The sequence below is a fragment of the Paraburkholderia guartelaensis genome (assembly GCF_004353905.1).
GTDB classification, from domain to species: domain Bacteria; phylum Pseudomonadota; class Gammaproteobacteria; order Burkholderiales; family Burkholderiaceae; genus Paraburkholderia; species Paraburkholderia guartelaensis.
The window spans coordinates 166,725-184,501 of record NZ_SMOD01000001.1; the positions used below are offsets into that span (position 1 = coordinate 166,725).

The window sequence follows — 17,777 nt, forward strand, 5'->3', positions numbered from 1 at the left end:
GGAGGCGTCATGGGTAGGGAAGGTCTGGAAAAGCAAGGCATGTCGTGTGAGCGGCTCGCGCGGATCGAACGTTTTCTCGACGAGAACTACGTTGCGACCGGAACGCTCGCCGGCGCCGTCACTCAGGTGTGGCGGCGTGGCGAACTCGCGCTGAATTCGGTGCTGGGTCTCGCCGACCGCGAACGGCGCACGCCGATGGCCGAGGACTCGATCTTCCGCATCTACTCGATGACCAAACCCGTTACGTCGGTGGCGATCATGATGCTGGTCGAAGAGTGCAAGATCGCGCTCGACGACCCCGTCAGCAAGTACATCCCGGCATGGGAAAAGCTTGGCGTGTACGCGGGCGGCTTCATGGAGAGCTTCCAGACGCGCGCGAGCGCGCGCCCGATGCGCGTGGTCGACCTGTTGCGGCATACCTCCGGCCTGACCTACGGGTTTCAGCAGAACACCAATGTCGATGCGGCCTATCGCAAGCTGAAGGTGGGCGAGCTCGCGACCGCGGGCACGCTCGACGAAATGATCGAGAAGCTGGCCACGCTGCCGCTGGAATTTCCGCCCGGCGATGCATGGAACTATTCGGTTTCCACGGACGTGCTCGGCTATCTCGTCGGCAAGGTCAGCGGTATGGCCTTCGAGGACTTTCTGAAAACGCGGATCTTCGAGCCACTCGGCATGGTCGACACGGCCTTTTACGTGCCGCCGGAGAAGGTGTCCCGCTTCTGCGCCTGCTATGCGATCGGCGCGCTCGGTTCGAAGGTCGTTTCCGAAAAAGGTCCGGAGCTGCAGGACGATCCTCAAACGAGCCCTTATCGCGAGCCGCCCTCGTTCGTTTCGGGCGGCGGCGGCCTCGTTTCCACGGCGGCCGACTACATGCGGTTCGCGCGCATGCTGCTGCAGGGCGGCGAGCTGGACGGCGTGCGGCTGCTGGGGCCGAAGACCATCGAGCTGATGACCGCCAACCATCTGCCGGGCGGTGTCGACTTGCCGCGCCTCTCGCGCTCGATGTTCACGGAAGCGGCTTATGAAGGCGTGGGCTTCGGGCTCGGCTTCGCCACGACGATTGCGCCCGCATCCACGCTGATTCCGGGCAGCGCGGGCGACTTCTTCTGGGGCGGCGCGGCCAGCACCTTCTTCTGGGTCGATCCGCGCGAGGACATGATCGTGCTGTTTCTCACCCAGCTTCTGCCTTCGACCGCGTACCCGATTCGCCGGCAGTTGCGCACGCTCGTTTACAGCGCGATTACGGAGTGCGAACGCTGAGGATCGCGTCTCGCGGCTGCGAACGGCAGTGAAATCGTAAGAGGCTGGCTGGCCGGATTGCTGGCGGCCTCTTCAACTTCCCATCACCTCAATACCTTCCCGGTAACTGGAAGATAGATTCCTGATATCGACGGATTCTCTCGTGATTCGTGAGTGAGTAGCATCAGCTTCGGTGCAACTCAATCTCTAAGAGAGAACGTCATGACCCGTCTGAATCTGGCTTCGATTCGCAAAGACGCCTTTGCGATGCCTGTCCACAACCCCGCGTATCCCCGGCCGCCGTACCGTTTCATCAACCGGGAATATTTCATCATTACGTACGAGACCGATTTCGATGCGCTGCAAGCCATCGTGCCGGAGCCGCTTCGAGCAGAAAACAATCTTGTGCACTACGAATTTATTCGTATGCCGGATTCGTCGGGCTTCGGTGACTACACGGAAACCGGTCAGGTCATCACGGTGCGCGATCAGCAAGGGCGCCTCGGCAACTACACGCATTCGATGTACCTCGACGACGAAGGCCCCATCGCCGGCGGCCGGGAAATCTGGGGCTTTCCGAAGAAGCTGGCGCGACCGACCTTGAGCATCGATGGCAACGACACGCTGCTTGGCACGCTCGACTATGGCACCCAACGCGTCGCAACCGGCACGATGGGCTACAAGCACGTGCCGCTCGATATCGAGGCCGAACGCAAGAAGCTCGCTGACACGCCCAATTATCTGCTGAAGGTCATCCCGCATGTCGACGGTTCGCCGCGCGTATGCGAACTCGTGCGTTTCTATCTGCGCGACGTGAGCGTGCTCGGTGCATGGACTGGTCCGGCGGCGCTCGAATTGCATCCGCATGCGTTGGCGCCCGTGGCCGATTTGCCGGTGAAGCGAGTCGTGAGCGCGCGGCATGTGGTTGCCAATCTCACGCTCGATATCGGCGAGGTTGCGCTCGACTATCTGGCTCAAACCGAAACTGTGAAGCTCGCGGTCAACGAATAAGGCTGCGCGGATCTACGCGAAGGAAAGCAACATGTCTTTGAACAACAAAGTGGCGTTCGTGCTGCCGCATTACGACGAAGTCGCTCTGGTGCTTCAGGGCGGTGGTGCGCTTGGGTCGTATCAGGCCGGCGTGTACGAAGGCCTGGCCGAGATGGGTGTGCATCCGGGCACGATCTCCGGCATTTCGATTGGCGCGCTCAATACCGCCATCATCGCCGGTAATGCACCGGAAAACCGCGTGGCGGCCTTACGTGGTTTCTGGAACCGGATTTGCCATCCGCTCGACTGGGTCGGCGGCCTGAGTGCCTGGATGCCACCCATGTTCGGCACGCAGGACGTCTCGCGCAAGTGGGCCAGTGTGTGGGCGGCCGCACGCGCCTTGACCGAGGGCCAGCCGGGATTTTTCTCGCCGCGCGTGCCGTTGCCGCTAGCCGGATTCGGTAAGCAAAATCCGAACGTGGTCAGCTACTACGATACAGCCGCGTTGAAAGAGACACTGTTGGCGTTCGCCGACTTCGATCGGATCAACGACGGCGACGTCCGTGTTTCGGTGGGCGCGGTGAATGTGCGAACCGGCAACCTGGTGTATTTCGACAACACGAAAATGCGCCTGAAGCCCGAGCATTTCATGGCTTCCGGGGCGTTGCCGCCCGGTTTTCCGGCAGTTGAGATCGACGGCGAGTACTACTGGGACGGCGGCCTCGTGTCGAACACACCGTTGACCGAGGTGCTGCGCGACGCGGACCATAAGGACGCGCTGGTGTTTCAGGTCGATCTCTGGAGCGCACGCGGCAATGCGCCCGGAGACTTCTTCGACATCTCCGCGCGCGCCAAGGACATCCAGTATTCGAGCCGCACCCGCGCGGTGACCAGCATGCTGGCGGATCGTCAGAAGCACGCCCGTTTTATCAAGGAGCTGCTCGCGCACATTCCCGCCGATCTGCGCAGGACCGATCCGCTCTTCCGCCTCGCCGAGGAGGCGGCCGACGGCAGTGCGATCAATGTGGTGCACCTCATCTACAAGAACAAGCCCTATGAAGGTCACTATAAAGACTACGAATTCAGCATCGACACGATGCGGGAGCATTGGGAAAGCGGCCTCGAAGATATTCGCGATTCGTTTTCCCATCGCGAGTGGTTCGACGTGCCAAGCCGCGAGCAGGGTTTCGTGACGCACGACGTGCATCGCTTGCCCGGTTCCGTGCCGCAGTGTGATCGTGACGCGCTCATAGCCCCGCTCGCCGAAGAACGAAAAATCAGCGATGACGGGCGGGCGATCGAGGCCCGCGAATGGGCTAGAGAGAGCGTATCGTGACTAAGGAGTCTTTCAGCTGCACAGTGGATTACCTGTGCGAGGAAACCCTGCGGATGCCGTGGGGCTATATTTTTCGCAGCATCGCCATGATCGCGCTGGCGGTTTCTCCCGCGATCGTATGCGCCTGCCTCGCACAGGCTTCAGCACGCTGGGATCTGTTCGAGCGGTCTGGATCGGTCATCACGATCACGGGCCTTTTGCTCGCGTCGCGCCGCTATCTCGAACATACCGTGACGGATCTGGTGGTCGCCCACGCAAACAACGACGCTGGATTCAAGCCTCATCACGCGTTGAGCGAGGTCCTGGCGGCGAGGCGCGGACTCACGCTTTCGGCGTTCGGTACGCTCATTTGGGGATGGGGAATATTCCTGCGGTGGTGGAGCTTCGGCGTGCTGGCGTTGTGGATGGCGTTCGTGGTCTACCGGGCGTTTCACGACTCGGTATTGCAACGCGCTAGCGATGACGAGTTGCCATGATGAGTTAAGGCGGCGCCCGCGCAGGGCAGCCGCCACTTTCCTGCGCGAGCGCTGAGTTTCAATGACGCTTGTTCAACTTCTCCAGCAACGCCTTGGCGGCCGGTCCCGACGAAGCGGGATTCTGCCCGGTGAGCAGCAGGCCGTCTTCGAGCACGTACGGCTGCCAGTCGGGGCCCTTCGAATAGTTGCCGCCCTTCGCCTTGAGTTCGTCTTCAACGAGGAACGGCACTACCTTGGTCAGGCCAACCGCTTCCTCTTCGCTATTCGTAAAGCCCGTGACCGACTTGCCATTGACGAGCGGCTTGCCATCGGGACCCTTCACGTGCCGCAGCACTCCGGGCGCGTGGCAGACGAGATCGACGGGCTTGCCGGCCGCGATCGTGCGCTCGATCAGGCCAATGGAGTCAGGGTCTTCAGCGAGATCCCACATCGGACCGTGGCCGCCGGGGTAGAAGACCGCGTCGAATTCGTCATGCGCGACATCCTTGAGCTTCGCCGTGCTGCTTAGGGCCGCCAACGCAGCCGGGTCGGCTTCGAAGCGACGCGTCAGGTCAGTCTGAAAGTCCGGCTCATTGCTCTTTGGATCGAGCGGCGGTTTGCCGCCCTTGGGCGACGCGAGCACGACCTGCACGCCGGCGTCCTTGAACACGTAGTACGGCGCGGCGAGTTCCTCGAGCCAGAACCCGGTCTTGCGTCCCGTATTGCCCAACTCGTCGTGCGAAGTCAAAACCATCAGAATCTTCATGACGTTCTCCTTGAATGCGTTTACACAACTTCCGGTTGCAGAGAATTCCGGTCAACGCCCCTGGCGTGCCGAATCAGACTACTGAACTTCCATCAAGCCAAAGCAGCAAGATGAATCATGGCGTTTACGTTCACGGGAAGGACAGGCGTGCGGGTATAGGGCCGGTAGATGATATCGCCGCGACGGATTGCTTTGCCGCTCACTGCGCACACGCCGGCCCGGCGCGCCTTTGCGCAGACCCAGATCTGATAGCCGTAGTGGCATGAGGCGGAGCACCAGCGCAGCGCAACAGTTCGGGGGGAGAGGCGGTCGAGGAGCGTGACGACGGCGGCGCTGGATGCGTCGTCGGTCGCATCGCTCGCTTTGCGGATGTCGCGGCTTTTGCGGCACCTTCCGTCGTGGCGGTGTGGCCCGGTGATTCGCGGGCCGGGTGCGAGTTCGTCGGGGTTCGGGGTCTGTGCGTGTGGTTCCGTCGCGCACAGCCTGTCGAGCAGCAGGAGTGTCTGCTCCCATGGGTCCGGGCGCGAGGCGTGTGTGTCGCCCGCCACTGCGCCCGCGCACGCGCCGCGATTGCGCGAGCGTGTTCGAAGTCCTTCGTCCGTGTTCATGCGAGGCCTCAGATGAAGATTGATAGCGCCACGATGCAACCGGTGCATTGGCGCGCGAAAGCCCGCTCTCGAGCGGGCCGCGCGCGTTTACTTGATGAGTCCCTTCTGTCGTCGATAGACGTCGGTCGGCAGGCCGCCCCATCCCCAGTTTTCCGTTGGTACCTCTTCGATGACGACGAAAGTCGCCTCCAGCGGCTTGTTCAGCACGTCGAGCATGAGCTGGCTCGCGCCCTTGATGAGCAGCGCCTTTTCTTCCGCCGTGACGGAATCCGTGCCGGGCCGTGTGCCCTCGCGCGTAACCTGAATTGTGACGATCGGCATTTCGCTTTCCTTGATGGTGATCGTTGGAAGGAGCGCCGGCGAGCGGCGCTCCTCCTCGGCCCGGTGGGGCCCTGTGGAGCGCAGTGCTCTTTAGTGGCCGGCGACCTGACCGCCGTCGACGTGGAGGATTTCGCCCGTCACGAAGGGCGCCGAGTCGAGATAGAGGATGGCGTTCACGATGTCGCTCATCTCGCCCATATGCCCCATCGGATGCAGCGCGCCGAGCGCAGCGTGGGTTTCGGGCGCGTGCATCGGCGACTTGATGATGCCGGGCGAAACCGCATTGGCGCGAATGCCGCGCTTCGCGTACTCGATCGCCAGCGAGCGCGTTGCGGCTGCGAGACCGCCCTTGCTCAGCGAGGCCAGCACCGACGGGACGCCGTCGATTGCGTGATCGACGAGCGTCGTCGTGATGGTGAGGACGTGGCCGCTCTCGTGCTTTTCCATCTCTGCAATGGCGAGCTGCGTGATATGGAAGAAGCCGTCGAGGTTGGTGCCCTTGATCGCCGCGTAGTCTTCCGCGGTGTATTGCGTGAACGGCTTCGCGATGAAAATGCCCGCGTTGTTGATCAGCGTATCGACGCGGCCAAAGCGCGAGACAGCCGTTTCGATGACGCGGCGAGCCGTGGCCGGGTCGGCGATATCGCCGGCCACTGCGACGAGATCGCTATCTTCAGTCTGTTTGATGTTGCGCGACGTCGCGACCACCTTGTGGCCGAGTGCGCGGAATGCCTTGGCGGCTTCGGCGCCGATGCCTTGCGATGCGCCCGTGATCACGATGACTTTGGGGGATTGACTCATATGAACCTCGAATTAAGTTGGACTCTGTTTCTGATCGGGCTTGCTGCTCCGATGTCGATCAATTTACGCATCCACGCCCCCGCTTTGAATACAGGACGCGGACAAACAGTTGTGAGTCGCAGGAACAAATGAGAGCAAGCAGGGCGCGCCGGCGCGCGGCGAAAAAGGTCATGCGAACGACGCCTATTTCGATTTGGATAGCTGAATAAATTGGAGCGGCCTGACCGCGTGAGTCCTCACACGCGGTTGACTGCGAGGCTCAGGTGGCCTGCGTGCGCGGATCGTGGTCAAACTCGAGCCTGATTCCGCCCGGTTCATACACCATGGTGTGGCGTTTCGGCCCCGGGCCGAGGTTTTCCGGCGCAAATTCAGTTTTCACGCCGGGCCAGGCGGACACGCGCGAGAAGATATCGTTGAGCGCTTCTTCGCTGCCTACGCGCAGGGCAAGATGATGCAGGCCCACATGGGTCTTGCGGTCGAACTCGACCAGGCGGCTCGGGTCGGTCACTTGCCAGAGGGTCAACATGACATGCCCGTCCGAAACAAACGCAGCGGGGTAGCTGGGTCTTTCGCCAACCTGTTTCCAGCCCAGGCAGTTCACGAAGAAGTCACGGGTGAGGTTCAGATCGCGCACGGTCAGCCCGACATGATCGATGCCCAGCGTAAGCGGTTTGTCAGTCATGCTTCGATTCTCCTGAATAAAGTGCGCGCCGATCTCACGGAGCCAATCTCCGCCGAAACAATATAGCTGCCAGCAACGACGCCGATCATTGCTTGCCGTTCACATCACTTTTTACATGGTGTATCGCGTCGCGCGCAGAGGGCGGTTTGGCGCCGTACCTGGGCGCTCCCGCGTCTCGCGCGGCCTCGGAAACGCGCTTGCACACATCTGCAAGGTCAGATATAGTCCGCATCAGATATCGAGGAGGGCAATCGATGAACGATCCCGTCAATGAAGATTTCGAGCGGACGCAGAAGCTGGTGTTCGCGCTGGGTCAGGCGCATCACCTGATGGCCACCGAACTCAGGGCAGGCCTCAGGGACGCCGGGCTGAACCTGCAGGAGCGCGGCATTGTGCTGACGCTGGCCAGCGGCAGCGCGAACACGCCGGCGGCACTGGCGAAGCTGCTTGGCGTCCATCCGGCCCGGATGACTCGCGTGCTGGACAAGCTCGAAGCCAGCGGGCTCGTTGAGCGTGCGCGCAATGGCACGGACCGGCGGCTCGTGGACGTTTCGTTGACGCGGGAGGGCCACCTGGTCGCGGCGCGAAATACAGACGTCGCGCCTGGCGCCTGGAGCGAGCGGCTCTCGCACCTCTCGAAGTCCGACTTCGACGCCTTGAGCACGCTGCTGTTCAGATTGCTTCATGGCTAGGACGGCATTTTTTTGCCCAATTATCAGACATGTCAGATAACTGCCCGTGGTTGACGGGGCATTCCCATCCAGACGAGAGAACCTAACATGAATTCATCGACCAACCCAGGCGGGCTGCCCCAGCTGACTGGCGCGAAGTTCGCACTTGGCACCTTCGCCGTGGCGCTCGCCACCTTCATGAACGTGCTGGATTCGTCGATCGCAAACGTTGCGATTCCCACGCTCTCCGGCAACCTCGGCGTGTCGATCGACGAAGGCACGTGGGTCATCACGCTCTTCGCCGCGGCCAATGCGGTGTCCATTCCGTTGACCGGGTGGCTCACGCAGCGCGTGGGCCAGGTCAAGCTGTTCGTCTGGGCGATTCTGCTGTTCGTGCTTTCGTCGGCAGCGTGCGGCATGGCCCCGAACCTGCTGACGCTGCTGGTCGCCCGCGTCATTCAGGGCGCCGTGGCGGGGCCGCTGGTGCCATTGTCGCAAGCCTTGCTGCTCGCTTCTTTCCCCAAGGAAAAGAGTTCGAACGCGCTGGCGCTATGGGCGATGACCGCAACCGTCGGACCGATCGCGGGCCCGGCGCTCGGCGGCTGGATCACCGACAGTTACAGCTGGTCGTGGATCTTCTACATCAACGTACCGGTCGGCCTCTTTGCCGCCGGCGTGGTATGGGCGATTTACCGCGACCGCGAGTCGCCGGCACGCAAACTGCCCATCGACAAGGTCGGGCTGATCTCGCTCATCGCGTGGGTCGCGCCGCTGCAGATCATGCTCGACAAGGGCAAGGATCTCGACTGGTTCAGCTCGCCGGTGATCTGGGTGCTCACCATCGTCGCCGCGGTCAGCTTCGTGTTCTTCCTCATCTGGGAATTGACTGAGGAAAAACCGATCGTCAACCTGCGGCTGTTCGCGAAACGCAACTTCCTCGGCGGCACGATTGCGATTTCGGTCGCGTATGCGATCTTCTTTGCAAACCTCGTGATCCTGCCGCAGTGGATTCAGGGCTTTCTCGGCTACCGTGCGGTGGATGCGGGGCTCGTCACCGCGCCGCTGGGGATCTTCGCCGTGATCCTGGCCCCCGTGATGGGCAAGGTCATGCCGCGCTCCGACCTGCGGGTGCTCGCCACGCTGGCGTTCGTTGGCTTCGCCGCCGTGTTCTTCATGCGCTCGAACTACACGACCGGCGTGGATGCGTGGACGCTGATCTTGCCGACGCTGCTGCAAGGCATTCCCACGGCGCTGTTCTTCACGCCGCTCACCGGCATCATCCTCTCGGGTCTGCGGCCCGACGAGATTCCGGCGGCCGCGGGTCTGTCCAACTTCGCACGCATTTTCGCAGGCGCAGTGGGCACGTCGCTCATGAGCAACGCCTGGAACGACCGCACGATCCTCCACCACGCCAGGCTCGCCGAGCAAACGAGCGTCGAGAATCCCGCGTTCACCGGCGCGATTGCGCACCTGCAGGCTACGCTGGGCGGCGGCGTTCCCAAGGCCACGGCCTTTTACGAGGCCTCGCTCAACGCGCAAGCCACCATGCTGGGGTTGAACGACATCTTCTGGATTTCGGCGGTGATCTTCATCGTCATCATCCCGCTGATCTGGGTGACGAGGCCGGTCAAGGGTGGTGGCGCGGGCGCGGCAGCCGCTGGCGGACACTGAATACTGCAGTTGAACCCGGTTCAGAGGGCATCCTGAAGGCAATGTGCTGACGTGTTTATCTTGACAGTATCTGATAATGCAGATATTGTGCTGTTCAACACGGAGGATGTCGCGATGGACCACTACACGACGAGAAATTTCATGCTTACGGAAAGTGTCGGTTTCAGGATCGTCAAGGCACGCAATCTGATCGTCGCGGAGATGGACGCGGCGCTCAAGGACCTCGACATCACGGGCCAGCAAATGGGCATTCTGCTTTCGCTGAAGCAGGGTGTGGCGACCACGCCGTTCGAACTGTCGAAGCTGCTCGGGATCGATACGGGCCTCATGACGCGGATGCTGGACAAGCTGGAAACGAAGGGTCTGCTCGAGCGTTCCCGCGACGCAGACGACCGTCGTGTGGTCAATCTGAACCTCACTGCAAAGGGACTGGAAACGGCGGAGCGGATTCCGGACGTCGCGCCACAAGTGTTGAACGCACGCCTGCGCAAATTCACGAAGGCAGAGTTTGCCGAACTGAACCGCCTGCTTCGCAAGTTCACAGACGACTGAACGGTGCGGCCCCGGTGCCGCGCTTTTTTTCGACCATTAATCTGATTTGTCAGAAAATGAAATCGCAGACTTCTGAATCAAGCATCGGTGCCCGTACGCTGAAGCTGGGCGTATCGGCGATCGCAATGGCCGCGCTGGCGGCATGCGCCAACTATGCGGGTATCCACAGCGACAAGCAGATGGCCCAGCCGCAACAGTTCGAGACGGCGCAGAGCCTGCCTCAGGAACAGGGGCACTGGCCGTCCGCCGATTGGGTGGACCAGTTCGGCGACGCGCAGCTCAAGGCGCTGATTGCCGAAGCGCTGCAAGGCAGCCCGAGCGTCGAGCAGGCCAAGGCGCGAGTCGCTCAAGCGCAGGCCTATAGCGAAACCGCGAAGGCGGGCACGCTGCCGCGCGTGGACGCCAGCTACACGCTCACGCGCCAGCAGTTCAGCAGCACGGCGCTGATTCCGCCGCCGTATGCGGGCTCGTGGCAGACCGAAAACAAGGGGCTGCTCACTGCATCCTACGATCTCGATCTGTGGGGCAAGAATCGCGAGGCGCTGCGTGCAGCCGTTTCGGAGACGGCCGCGAGCGAGGCCGACGAGGAAGTGGTCAAGCTCACGCTGGATACCTCGATCGCACGCACCTACAACGAACTGGCGCGGCTCTACGCGCTGCGCGACATCGCGCAGGAAGAAGTCACGCGCCGCGAGCAGATCGACCGCATCACGGCGGGCCGCATTGCCACGGGTCTCGACACGCAGGTGGAACGCAAGACCGCGCAGGCGAACCTGGCGACGAGCCGCTCACGCGTGAGCGCGCTCGACGGCAGCATTCTGACCACTCGCTACCAGTTGGCCGCGCTGATGGGCAAGGGCCCCGACCGCGGACTCGCGATCACGCGGCCGACGCTCGGCGTGGGCGACGAGGTGCGTTTGCCGGACAACTTGCCCGCCGACCTCGTGAGCCGGCGTCCGGATATCGTCGCGGCGCGCTGGCGCGTGGACGCGATCACGCATGAAGTGAAGGAAGCCAAGGCCGAGTTCTATCCGGACATCAACCTGAGCGCTGCGCTCGGTCTCGACGCGTTCGGCTTCGGCCGCTTCCTGACCGCCGCGAGCCGCACGGCTTCGGTGGGCCCCGCGATCCATCTGCCGATCTTCGACGGCGGCGAGTTGCGCGCACAGTTGAAGGGCCGCTACGCGGAGTTCGACTACGCGGTGGCCACTTACGATCAGACGCTCATTGGTGCGCTGAGCGGCGTCGCCACGCAGCTTGCGCAGATCCACTCGAACGATGCGCAACTCGTCGATGCGCAAACCGCGCAGCAGGCGGCGCGCGACGCCGATCAGCTCGCGATTACGCAATACAAGGGCGGCCTGACCAATCAGCTCACGGTGCTCAACGCCGACGTCACGGCACTGAACGCAGACGAAGCGATCGCCAACCTGAAGATGGATCGCCGCGACGAGCAGATCGCGCTGGCCTCGGATCTGGGTGGCGGCTATGTCGACACTTCGGCCGATACCGGTCACGGCGCCGACGTTGCCGCGCAATCCAATCCTCAAACCCATTCCGTTATTGCTGCCGCGCGTTGAACGGCACGTTTGCAAACCCGTCAGGAGAACTGAAATGAGCGAAACGATCACGACCGACCGCGAGCCGGTAGATCAACTCGACGAGAAGAAAGGCGGCGCGCAAGCGGCCCCGGCCAACAACGACCAGCAGGCCACGCCCCCGGGCCGCCGCAAGCGCCTGATCGCGCTGCTCGGCGCCGTGACGTTGATTGCGGGCGCGGCGTATGGCGCGTACTACTTCACGGAAGGCCGCTTTCACGAATCGACCGACGACGCCTACGTGAGCGGCAATCTCGTGCAGCTCACGCCGCAGGTCACGGGCACGGTGGTGGCCGTCAACACCGACGATACGCAGATCGTGAAGCAGGGCGACCCGGTCGTGACGCTCGATCCAGCCGACGCAAAAATTGCGCTGGCCGATGCCGAAGCGATGCTCGGGCAGACCGTGCGCCGAGTGAGCGGCCTCTATGTCAACAACGACTTCTATGCGGCAAACGTGGCGCAGCGCGAATCGGACCTGGCCCGCGCCAACGACGATCTGCGCCGGCGCATGGCCGTCGCGGACTCGGGCGCCGTTTCCGCCGAAGACATCGCCCACGCGCGCGACGCCGTGCAGGCCGCACAGGCCGCGCTCGATGCAGCACGCCAGCAAGGGGCGGCGAATCACGCGCTGACCGATCGCACGTCGGTCGAACAACATCCGGACGTGCTGGCGGCCGCCTCGAAAGTGCGTGCGGCGTGGCTTGCGTATGCGCGCGATACCTTGCCCGCGCCCGTGACGGGTTATGTGGCGCAGCGCCAGGTGCAGGTGGGCGAGCGCGTGTCGCCCGGCACGCCGCTCCTGGCGATCGTGCCGCTCAATGGGGTGTGGGTCGACGCGAACTTCAAGGAAGTGCAGCTCAAGCACATGCGCATTGGTCAGCCGGTCACGCTCACTGCCGATGTGTACGGCTCGAGCGTGAAGTATCACGGTCGTATCGAAGGCTTTTCGGCGGGTACGGGCAGCGCCTTCGCGACGCTGCCGGCGCAGAACGCCACGGGCAACTGGATCAAGATCGTGCAGCGTCTGCCGGTGCGTATCGCGCTCGATCCACGCGAACTCGCGGCGCGTCCGTTGCGCATCGGCCTCTCGATGACGGTGGATGCCGATACGCGCGACGAATCGGGCTCGCAGCTCGGCGCGGCGCAAAACACGCGCTATCGCACCGATGTATTCGCACAGTACGACGCGCAAGCCGACGGCGAGATCGAAAAGATCATCAAGCAGAACGAAATGGCTTCGCCTGTGGCCGCGTCACAAACGTCGCCGCAACGTATCGCTTCGCACGATCACAAGGCAGTCGCGGGCTAAGGTTGTCTGGCGGCCCGGCTCAACGCTTGCGCATCGGCGGCAAGCGCTTTGGGCACCGCCTCGCGCAAGTAATCCATGAACGTCTTGACTTTGGCGTCGAGGTACTTTCGCGAGGCGTGCACCGCATAGGCGGTCAGCTTTTGCAAACGATACGCCGGCAATACGCGAACCAGCGCGCCGCTATCGAGCATGGCGAGTGCCGTCGACATGGGCAGCGCGCCGATGCCCACGCCTTCGCGAAGGGCGACACTGAGTGCATCGGGGAGGTTGATTTCGACGGGCGCATTCGGGAACGCCACCGTTTCCCGCCCGTTGGGACCGTTCAGATGCCAGCGATCACGCGGAAAAAACGACGTGACGAACTGCAGGCATGTGTGAGCTTCCAGGTCCTGTACCGTATGCGGCACGCCGTGTGTTTTCAGATAGGCAGGTGCCGCGCACAACACGTTATGAACCTCGCCTAGCCGGTGCGAGACGAGCCGCGAGTCTGGCAGCTCAGTCGTACTCAATTGCAGCATGACGTCGTAGCCTGCTTCGATGATATCGGGCGTACGCTGCGATAACGTCAATTCGACCGACACCGCCGGATAACGCTCGCGATAGCGCACGAGCGCCGGGACCACATAGGCCTGGCCGAAGCTCGGCGACGCATGTACGCGCAGCCGCCCGGAGGGATCGACCTGCGCATTGGCTGCTTCTGCGTCGGCCTCGTCGACACACGCGAGGATCCGCTCGCATCGCTCCAGATAGCGCTGGCCCGCCTCGGTCAGCGCGAGCCGCCGGGTACTCCGATGCAGCAAGCGCGTGCGCAATTGCGACTCGAGTTGCGAGACCGCCCGCGACGCATTGGCGGTTTGAATATTCAGGCGCGAGGCCGCGCCCGTGAAGCTTCCTTCTTCCGCTATGCGGACAAATATCCGCATCATGTCCAGCTTGTCCATTGCGTGTTTTCCACGGATCGATTTGTCTCGCACGCAGATCTGCGCAACGCCAGATTCTCCTATAAATGCAGGGAAATCTGTTCGGCAAATGTCCGTATCACCTCTTCATTGCGTGAAAGAAACATCCATTGTCCGACTCGCGTCGAAACGAGCAGGCCCGCTCCGACCAGTACGGCAAGGTGTGCCGATACGGTGGACTGCGAGAGCCCGCTGCGTGCCTGAATGGCGTGCGCGGGCACGCCGCGGCCCAGATCGACATAGCCGCCGGGAAAGGCATCGGCGGGGACCTTCAGCCACGCGAGGATCTCGCGCCGGTGTGGATTGGCGAGTGCCTTGTGAATCAGATTCGCGTCTATCATGGTGTTCCTTGCGCGCGCTCGCCGTGCTTCAACGCGGCTGCATCAACAATGTTCCGGCGATCGTATCCGCCGCAGTTTCTCCAAGGTCTTCCCGCACGATCGACAGCGCCAGATGAATACCGGCGCTTGCGCCGCCCGATGAATAGAGGTTTCCATCCTTCATGCAGCCAGGATCGGAACTCACGTGCACCCGTGGAAATTCGGCTGCGAGGCGGTGAGCGTCGCGCCAATGCGTGGTCAGTGAGTGATGGTCGGCAACACCGGCGCGCGCGAGCAGAAACGCGCCATTGGAAATGCAGGCTAGCCTGCGCGTGCTCGGACCGGCGTCGCTGAGCCACGCGACGAGTTCGCGGTGCTCACGCGTTGAACTCACCATCGGAGACCCGGGCACCACGACGACGTCGAACGGCGTGCTCGTTTCGGCCAGGCATTCTGTCGTGCCCACCGCCGTGCCGTTGGAACACAGCACCGGCCCAGGCGAGGTCCCGATGAGGTGCGATTCATAAAACGTTCTGCCGTACAGGCGATTCGCTTCATGAAACACATCCATCGGGCCGCTCACCTCGAGCAGTTGAAAACCCGCGTAGAGCATCATCGCGACACGCATGCGCCGCTACTCCGTGAACGCCTGCTCGACCAGCGCGGATTGCCGCGCGACGTGGGCCGCGTGGTATCCCGGCGCTGTCGATGCACCCGCGTCGGGACCGGCGTAGACCAGCTTCGCATCCGTGGGCAGAAGGTCGCGCAACTGTGGCTCGACGAAACTCCATGCGCCCTGGTTGCGCGACTCCTCCTGGCACCAGACGACGGTTTTCAGGTTGGGATAGCGCGCGAGTTCGGCGGCCAACTGCTTTGCGGGAAACGGATAAAGCTGTTCGACGCGGATGATCGGCGTGTCCGTCGGGTTCGCGCGGCGATGTTCGAGCAACTCGAAGTACACCTTGCCCGTGGCCACGATGACGCGCTCGACGCTGGAAGAGTGTGACGCCTCGACCTGCGTATCCGGCAGAACCTCGCGGAATTCGCCCTCGCTCAACTCCTCGAACGTGCTGACCGCTTCCGGGTGCCGCAACAGCGACTTGGGCGTCATGACGACGAGCGGGCGGCGATCGGAGGCGAACGCCTGCCTGCGCAGCAGATGGAACAGCTGCGCGGGCGTGGTCGGCTGGGCGACGCGCATGTTGTCCTGCGCGCTCAGCTGCAGATAGCGTTCGAGTCTCGCCGATGCATGCTCGGGTCCCGCGCCTTCCTGCCCGTGAGGAAGGAAGAGCGTCAGGCCGCTGCGTTGCCCCCACTTGGCGGCGGCCGCTGCAATGAACTGGTCGATTACCACCTGAGCGCCGTTTGCGAAGTCACCGAATTGCGCTTCCCAGATCACCAGCGCATCGCGGTTCACTGTCGTGTAGCCGTATTCGAACGCGAGCACAGCCGCTTCGGAGAGGATCGAGTTCGTCACGCTGAAGCGGCCTTGCGCTTTGCCACTCGCATCGCCGAGATGATCGAGCGGAATATAAACGCCATCCGGGCGATTCATCCGCGTTTGATCGTGCAATACGGCGTGTCGATGATTGAACGTCCCGCGCGCGCTATCCTGCCCGCTCAGTCGAACGCTGACCCCGGCGCCGAGCAGTGAAGCGAAAGCCAGATGCTCGCCCATGCCCCAGTCGAGCGCCCGCTTTCCCGACGCCATTTCCTGGCGCCCGGTCATCATCTTCTTGACGAGCGGATGAAGCGCGAGGCCTTCGGGAACGGTCGAAATCTGATGCGCGAGACTGCGCAGCGTGTCAGCCGAAGGGGTAGGGGAAGAAACCGGGTTCGCCGCTGCCTCGCGTGAAGCGGATGCATCGGAGCCTTCGGCTTCATTCGCACGCTTGAGCAGTTCACGCCGTTCGCCGACGTAGCCGTCTGCTTCTTCGGCTGTCAACACGCCTTGCTGAATCAGCTTCTGTGCGTAGAGCGTTCTCACGCCGGGATGACTTGCGATCGCGCGATACATCAGCGGCTGGGTGATGCCCGGCGTGTCCTGCTCCTGGTGCCCGTATTTGCGGAAGCACACGAGATCGATGACCACGCTCCGCTTGAACGCGGTGCGATAGTCGAGAGCAAGGCGCACCGCCATCGCGACGGCTTCGGGGTCGTCGCCATTCACATGCAGAATGGGCGCCTCGATCATCTTCGCGACGTCCGTGGTGTAGAACGACGAACGCGTGTCGCGCGGATCGGAAGTCGTGAAGCCGATCTGATTGTTGACGACGATGTGAAGGGTGCCGCCCGTGCCGTGTCCGCGCGTATAGGAAAGGCTCAAGGTTTCCATCACGACACCCTGGCCTGACATCGCCGCGTCGCCGTGAATCTCGACCGGCAGAACTTCGACGCCGTCGTCGCTGCCGAGGAGTTCGCCCTTTGCGCGCGCCATGCCTTGCACAACCGGGTTGACGATTTCCAGATGCGACGGGTTGAACGCGAGCATCACTTCAACCGGCCCATCGGGGGTATCGACCGAACTGGTAAAGCCCTTGTGATACTTCACGTCACCTGCGGGCAGTCCTTCGGGATCCTTGCCATCGAACTCGTCGAACAGTGCGCGCAACGGCTTGCCCACGATATTCACCAGAACATTCAGGCGTCCGCGGTGCGCCATGCCCATCACCACCGTGCGCAGCTTTTTCGAAGCACCGTAGCGGACGACTTCGTCGAGCATCGGAATCAGCGATTCCGCACCTTCGAGAGAGAAGCGCTTTTGTCCGACATAGCGTGCATGAAGGTACTTCTCGAGGCCTTCGGCTGCGCTCAAGCGTTCCAGCAGCCGGCGTTTTTCCGCGGCCTGCAGCGACGGCCTGGCGCGCGTGGATTCGAGCTGCATCTGCCACCAGCGCCGCTGTTCGGCGTCGGTAAGATGCATGAACTCGGCCCCGAGCGTGCCCGTGTAAGTTTGCTCCAGCGCCGTAACGAGTTCTTGCAGCGTGGCGTCGTCGTCGAACAGGAACGTGTCGGCGGTGCTGAATCTCGTCGACATGTCCGCTGCCGTCAGGCCATAGTAAGCCGGGGTCAACTCGGCGTAGGCGCGTGGCGGCGTCCAGGTCAGCGGATCGAGATCGGCCGTACGCGTGCCGATCATCCGGAACGCGGCGATGAGCGACTGCACTGCGACCTGCTTGCGCGCGAGGCCAAGGCCGGAGTCATTCGCCAGGGTAGTATCGGCATGAACGATCGCGCGAGGCGGCCGCTTCGCAAGCTCGACAAAGCTGGAAATGACGGGAGCGTGCGGTTCGTCGTCGCGATCGCTGCCGTCGATAGCCGGCGTTTCGCGCAGTGCATCGAACCACGCCCGCCATTCACTGGTGACCGCATCCGGGTCAGCCAGGTAAGTTTCATATTGCTCTTCGACGTAAGGGGCGTTGCCCCCGAAGAGGAAAGAGCTCTGACGTTCTTTCAACATGATCAATCTGCCTTTAGTCGGTGTGCGGTTCAA

Annotated in this window: 18 protein-coding genes; 9 read left to right on the forward strand and 9 right to left on the reverse strand. The window is 62.6% G+C overall.

Annotation, left to right across the window (positions count from 1 at the left end; translation table 11 throughout):
* Window positions 1-9: 9 nt before the first annotated feature.
* The 4 genes from E1N52_RS00740 (at window position 10) to E1N52_RS00755 (ending at window position 4,044) form a co-directional block, all read left to right on the forward strand.
* Window positions 10-1,263 carry a serine hydrolase domain-containing protein gene (locus E1N52_RS00740; RefSeq protein ID WP_133179272.1) on the forward strand — a complete coding sequence of 418 codons (1,254 nt, stop codon included), beginning with the start codon at window positions 10-12 and terminating at the stop codon, window positions 1,261-1,263.
* Between the two features lie 201 nt (window positions 1,264-1,464).
* On the forward strand, window positions 1,465-2,253 hold the full coding sequence (locus E1N52_RS00745) for an acetoacetate decarboxylase (protein ID WP_425467982.1): 789 nt from the start codon (window positions 1,465-1,467) through the stop codon (window positions 2,251-2,253).
* A 31-nt stretch (window positions 2,254-2,284) separates the two neighbouring features.
* The gene (locus tag E1N52_RS00750; RefSeq protein WP_133179274.1) at window positions 2,285-3,568 is read left to right on the forward strand and encodes a DUF3734 domain-containing protein; all 1,284 of its coding nucleotides are present in this window, start codon (window positions 2,285-2,287) and stop codon (window positions 3,566-3,568) included.
* Window positions 3,565-4,044: a hypothetical protein gene (locus tag E1N52_RS00755; protein WP_133179276.1), complete on the forward strand. Its 480-nt coding sequence runs from the start codon at window positions 3,565-3,567 to the stop codon at window positions 4,042-4,044. The genes E1N52_RS00750 and E1N52_RS00755 overlap by 4 nt, the downstream gene beginning before the upstream one ends.
* A 58-nt stretch (window positions 4,045-4,102) precedes the next feature.
* On the opposite strand, the gene E1N52_RS00760 is transcribed toward E1N52_RS00755, so the two are convergent.
* The 5 genes from E1N52_RS00760 to E1N52_RS00780 form a co-directional block, all read right to left on the reverse strand.
* Window positions 4,103-4,789, reverse strand: a complete 687-nt coding sequence (locus E1N52_RS00760) for a type 1 glutamine amidotransferase domain-containing protein (protein WP_133179278.1) — start codon at window positions 4,787-4,789, stop codon at window positions 4,103-4,105.
* A 92-nt stretch (window positions 4,790-4,881) separates the two neighbouring features.
* Window positions 4,882-5,397 (reverse strand): DUF3331 domain-containing protein, encoded by a 516-nt coding sequence (locus E1N52_RS00765; RefSeq protein ID WP_133179280.1) that lies wholly within the window; start codon window positions 5,395-5,397, stop codon window positions 4,882-4,884.
* An 87-nt stretch (window positions 5,398-5,484) separates the two neighbouring features.
* On the reverse strand, window positions 5,485-5,718 hold the full coding sequence (locus E1N52_RS00770; protein WP_069265934.1) for a tautomerase family protein: 234 nt from the start codon (window positions 5,716-5,718) through the stop codon (window positions 5,485-5,487).
* Between the two features lie 90 nt (window positions 5,719-5,808).
* The gene (locus E1N52_RS00775) at window positions 5,809-6,519 is read right to left on the reverse strand and encodes an SDR family NAD(P)-dependent oxidoreductase (RefSeq protein ID WP_133179282.1); all 711 of its coding nucleotides are present in this window, start codon (window positions 6,517-6,519) and stop codon (window positions 5,809-5,811) included.
* A gap of 259 nt (window positions 6,520-6,778) precedes the next feature.
* Window positions 6,779-7,201: a VOC family protein gene (locus tag E1N52_RS00780; protein ID WP_133179283.1), complete on the reverse strand. Its 423-nt coding sequence runs from the start codon at window positions 7,199-7,201 to the stop codon at window positions 6,779-6,781.
* 254 nt (window positions 7,202-7,455) lie between these two features.
* Here E1N52_RS00780 and E1N52_RS00785 point away from each other — a divergent pair, with 254 nt between their 5' ends.
* From E1N52_RS00785 to E1N52_RS00805, 5 genes are all read left to right on the forward strand, one after another.
* Window positions 7,456-7,893, forward strand: coding sequence for a MarR family winged helix-turn-helix transcriptional regulator (locus E1N52_RS00785; RefSeq protein WP_133179285.1), 438 nt, complete (start codon window positions 7,456-7,458; stop codon window positions 7,891-7,893).
* 87 nt (window positions 7,894-7,980) lie between these two features.
* Window positions 7,981-9,543 (forward strand): DHA2 family efflux MFS transporter permease subunit, encoded by a 1,563-nt coding sequence (locus E1N52_RS00790; RefSeq protein ID WP_133179287.1) that lies wholly within the window; start codon window positions 7,981-7,983, stop codon window positions 9,541-9,543.
* A 114-nt stretch (window positions 9,544-9,657) separates the two neighbouring features.
* Entirely contained in the window at window positions 9,658-10,095 is a 438-nt protein-coding gene (locus E1N52_RS00795) for a MarR family winged helix-turn-helix transcriptional regulator (protein ID WP_133179289.1), read from the forward strand.
* A gap of 56 nt (window positions 10,096-10,151) precedes the next feature.
* Window positions 10,152-11,675 (forward strand): efflux transporter outer membrane subunit, encoded by a 1,524-nt coding sequence (locus E1N52_RS00800; RefSeq protein WP_133179291.1) that lies wholly within the window; start codon window positions 10,152-10,154, stop codon window positions 11,673-11,675.
* Between the two features lie 34 nt (window positions 11,676-11,709).
* Entirely contained in the window at window positions 11,710-13,005 is a 1,296-nt protein-coding gene (locus tag E1N52_RS00805; RefSeq protein ID WP_133179293.1) for an HlyD/EmrA/EmrK family protein, read from the forward strand.
* Here E1N52_RS00805 and E1N52_RS00810 read toward each other — a convergent pair.
* The 4 genes from E1N52_RS00810 to E1N52_RS00825 are packed head-to-tail and all read right to left on the reverse strand — an operon-like array spanning window position 13,002 to window position 17,744.
* A complete protein-coding gene (locus tag E1N52_RS00810) occupies window positions 13,002-13,946 on the reverse strand; it encodes a LysR family transcriptional regulator (protein ID WP_133179295.1) in 945 nt (314 codons plus the stop codon). The two genes, E1N52_RS00805 and E1N52_RS00810, sit on opposite strands and share 4 nt — an antisense overlap.
* A gap of 59 nt (window positions 13,947-14,005) precedes the next feature.
* A complete protein-coding gene (locus E1N52_RS00815) occupies window positions 14,006-14,305 on the reverse strand; it encodes an ArsR/SmtB family transcription factor (RefSeq protein ID WP_133179297.1) in 300 nt (99 codons plus the stop codon).
* 28 nt (window positions 14,306-14,333) lie between these two features.
* Window positions 14,334-14,912, reverse strand: coding sequence for a GlxA family transcriptional regulator (locus E1N52_RS00820; protein ID WP_133179299.1), 579 nt, complete (start codon window positions 14,910-14,912; stop codon window positions 14,334-14,336).
* A gap of 6 nt (window positions 14,913-14,918) precedes the next feature.
* Window positions 14,919-17,744, reverse strand: a complete 2,826-nt coding sequence (locus E1N52_RS00825; RefSeq protein WP_133179301.1) for a 2-oxoglutarate dehydrogenase E1 component — start codon at window positions 17,742-17,744, stop codon at window positions 14,919-14,921.
* Window positions 17,745-17,777: the final 33 nt, after the last annotated feature.

Excerpts from the sequence above, each read along its gene's own strand:
- E1N52_RS00770 (WP_069265934.1), bottom strand. The coding sequence starts at position 5,718 with ATGCCGATCGTCACAATTCAGGTTACGCGCGAGGGCACACGGCCCGGC.
- E1N52_RS00810 (WP_133179295.1), bottom strand. The coding sequence starts at position 13,946 with ATGGACAAGCTGGACATGATGCGGATATTTGTCCGCATAGCGGAAGAA.
- E1N52_RS00760 (WP_133179278.1), bottom strand. The coding sequence starts at position 4,789 with ATGAAGATTCTGATGGTTTTGACTTCGCACGACGAGTTGGGCAATACG.
- E1N52_RS00790 (WP_133179287.1), top strand. The coding sequence starts at position 7,981 with ATGAATTCATCGACCAACCCAGGCGGGCTGCCCCAGCTGACTGGCGCG.
- E1N52_RS00780 (WP_133179283.1), bottom strand. The coding sequence starts at position 7,201 with ATGACTGACAAACCGCTTACGCTGGGCATCGATCATGTCGGGCTGACC.
- E1N52_RS00820 (WP_133179299.1), bottom strand. The coding sequence starts at position 14,912 with ATGCGTGTCGCGATGATGCTCTACGCGGGTTTTCAACTGCTCGAGGTG.
- E1N52_RS00775 (WP_133179282.1), bottom strand. The coding sequence starts at position 6,519 with ATGAGTCAATCCCCCAAAGTCATCGTGATCACGGGCGCATCGCAAGGC.
- E1N52_RS00795 (WP_133179289.1), top strand. The coding sequence starts at position 9,658 with ATGGACCACTACACGACGAGAAATTTCATGCTTACGGAAAGTGTCGGT.
- E1N52_RS00800 (WP_133179291.1), top strand. The coding sequence starts at position 10,152 with ATGAAATCGCAGACTTCTGAATCAAGCATCGGTGCCCGTACGCTGAAG.
- E1N52_RS00825 (WP_133179301.1), bottom strand. The coding sequence starts at position 17,744 with ATGTTGAAAGAACGTCAGAGCTCTTTCCTCTTCGGGGGCAACGCCCCT.
- E1N52_RS00750 (WP_133179274.1), top strand. The coding sequence starts at position 2,285 with ATGTCTTTGAACAACAAAGTGGCGTTCGTGCTGCCGCATTACGACGAA.
- E1N52_RS00805 (WP_133179293.1), top strand. The coding sequence starts at position 11,710 with ATGAGCGAAACGATCACGACCGACCGCGAGCCGGTAGATCAACTCGAC.
- E1N52_RS00740 (WP_133179272.1), top strand. The coding sequence starts at position 10 with ATGGGTAGGGAAGGTCTGGAAAAGCAAGGCATGTCGTGTGAGCGGCTC.
- E1N52_RS00785 (WP_133179285.1), top strand. The coding sequence starts at position 7,456 with ATGAACGATCCCGTCAATGAAGATTTCGAGCGGACGCAGAAGCTGGTG.
- E1N52_RS00765 (WP_133179280.1), bottom strand. The coding sequence starts at position 5,397 with ATGAACACGGACGAAGGACTTCGAACACGCTCGCGCAATCGCGGCGCG.
- E1N52_RS00745 (WP_425467982.1), top strand. The coding sequence starts at position 1,465 with ATGACCCGTCTGAATCTGGCTTCGATTCGCAAAGACGCCTTTGCGATG.
- E1N52_RS00815 (WP_133179297.1), bottom strand. The coding sequence starts at position 14,305 with ATGATAGACGCGAATCTGATTCACAAGGCACTCGCCAATCCACACCGG.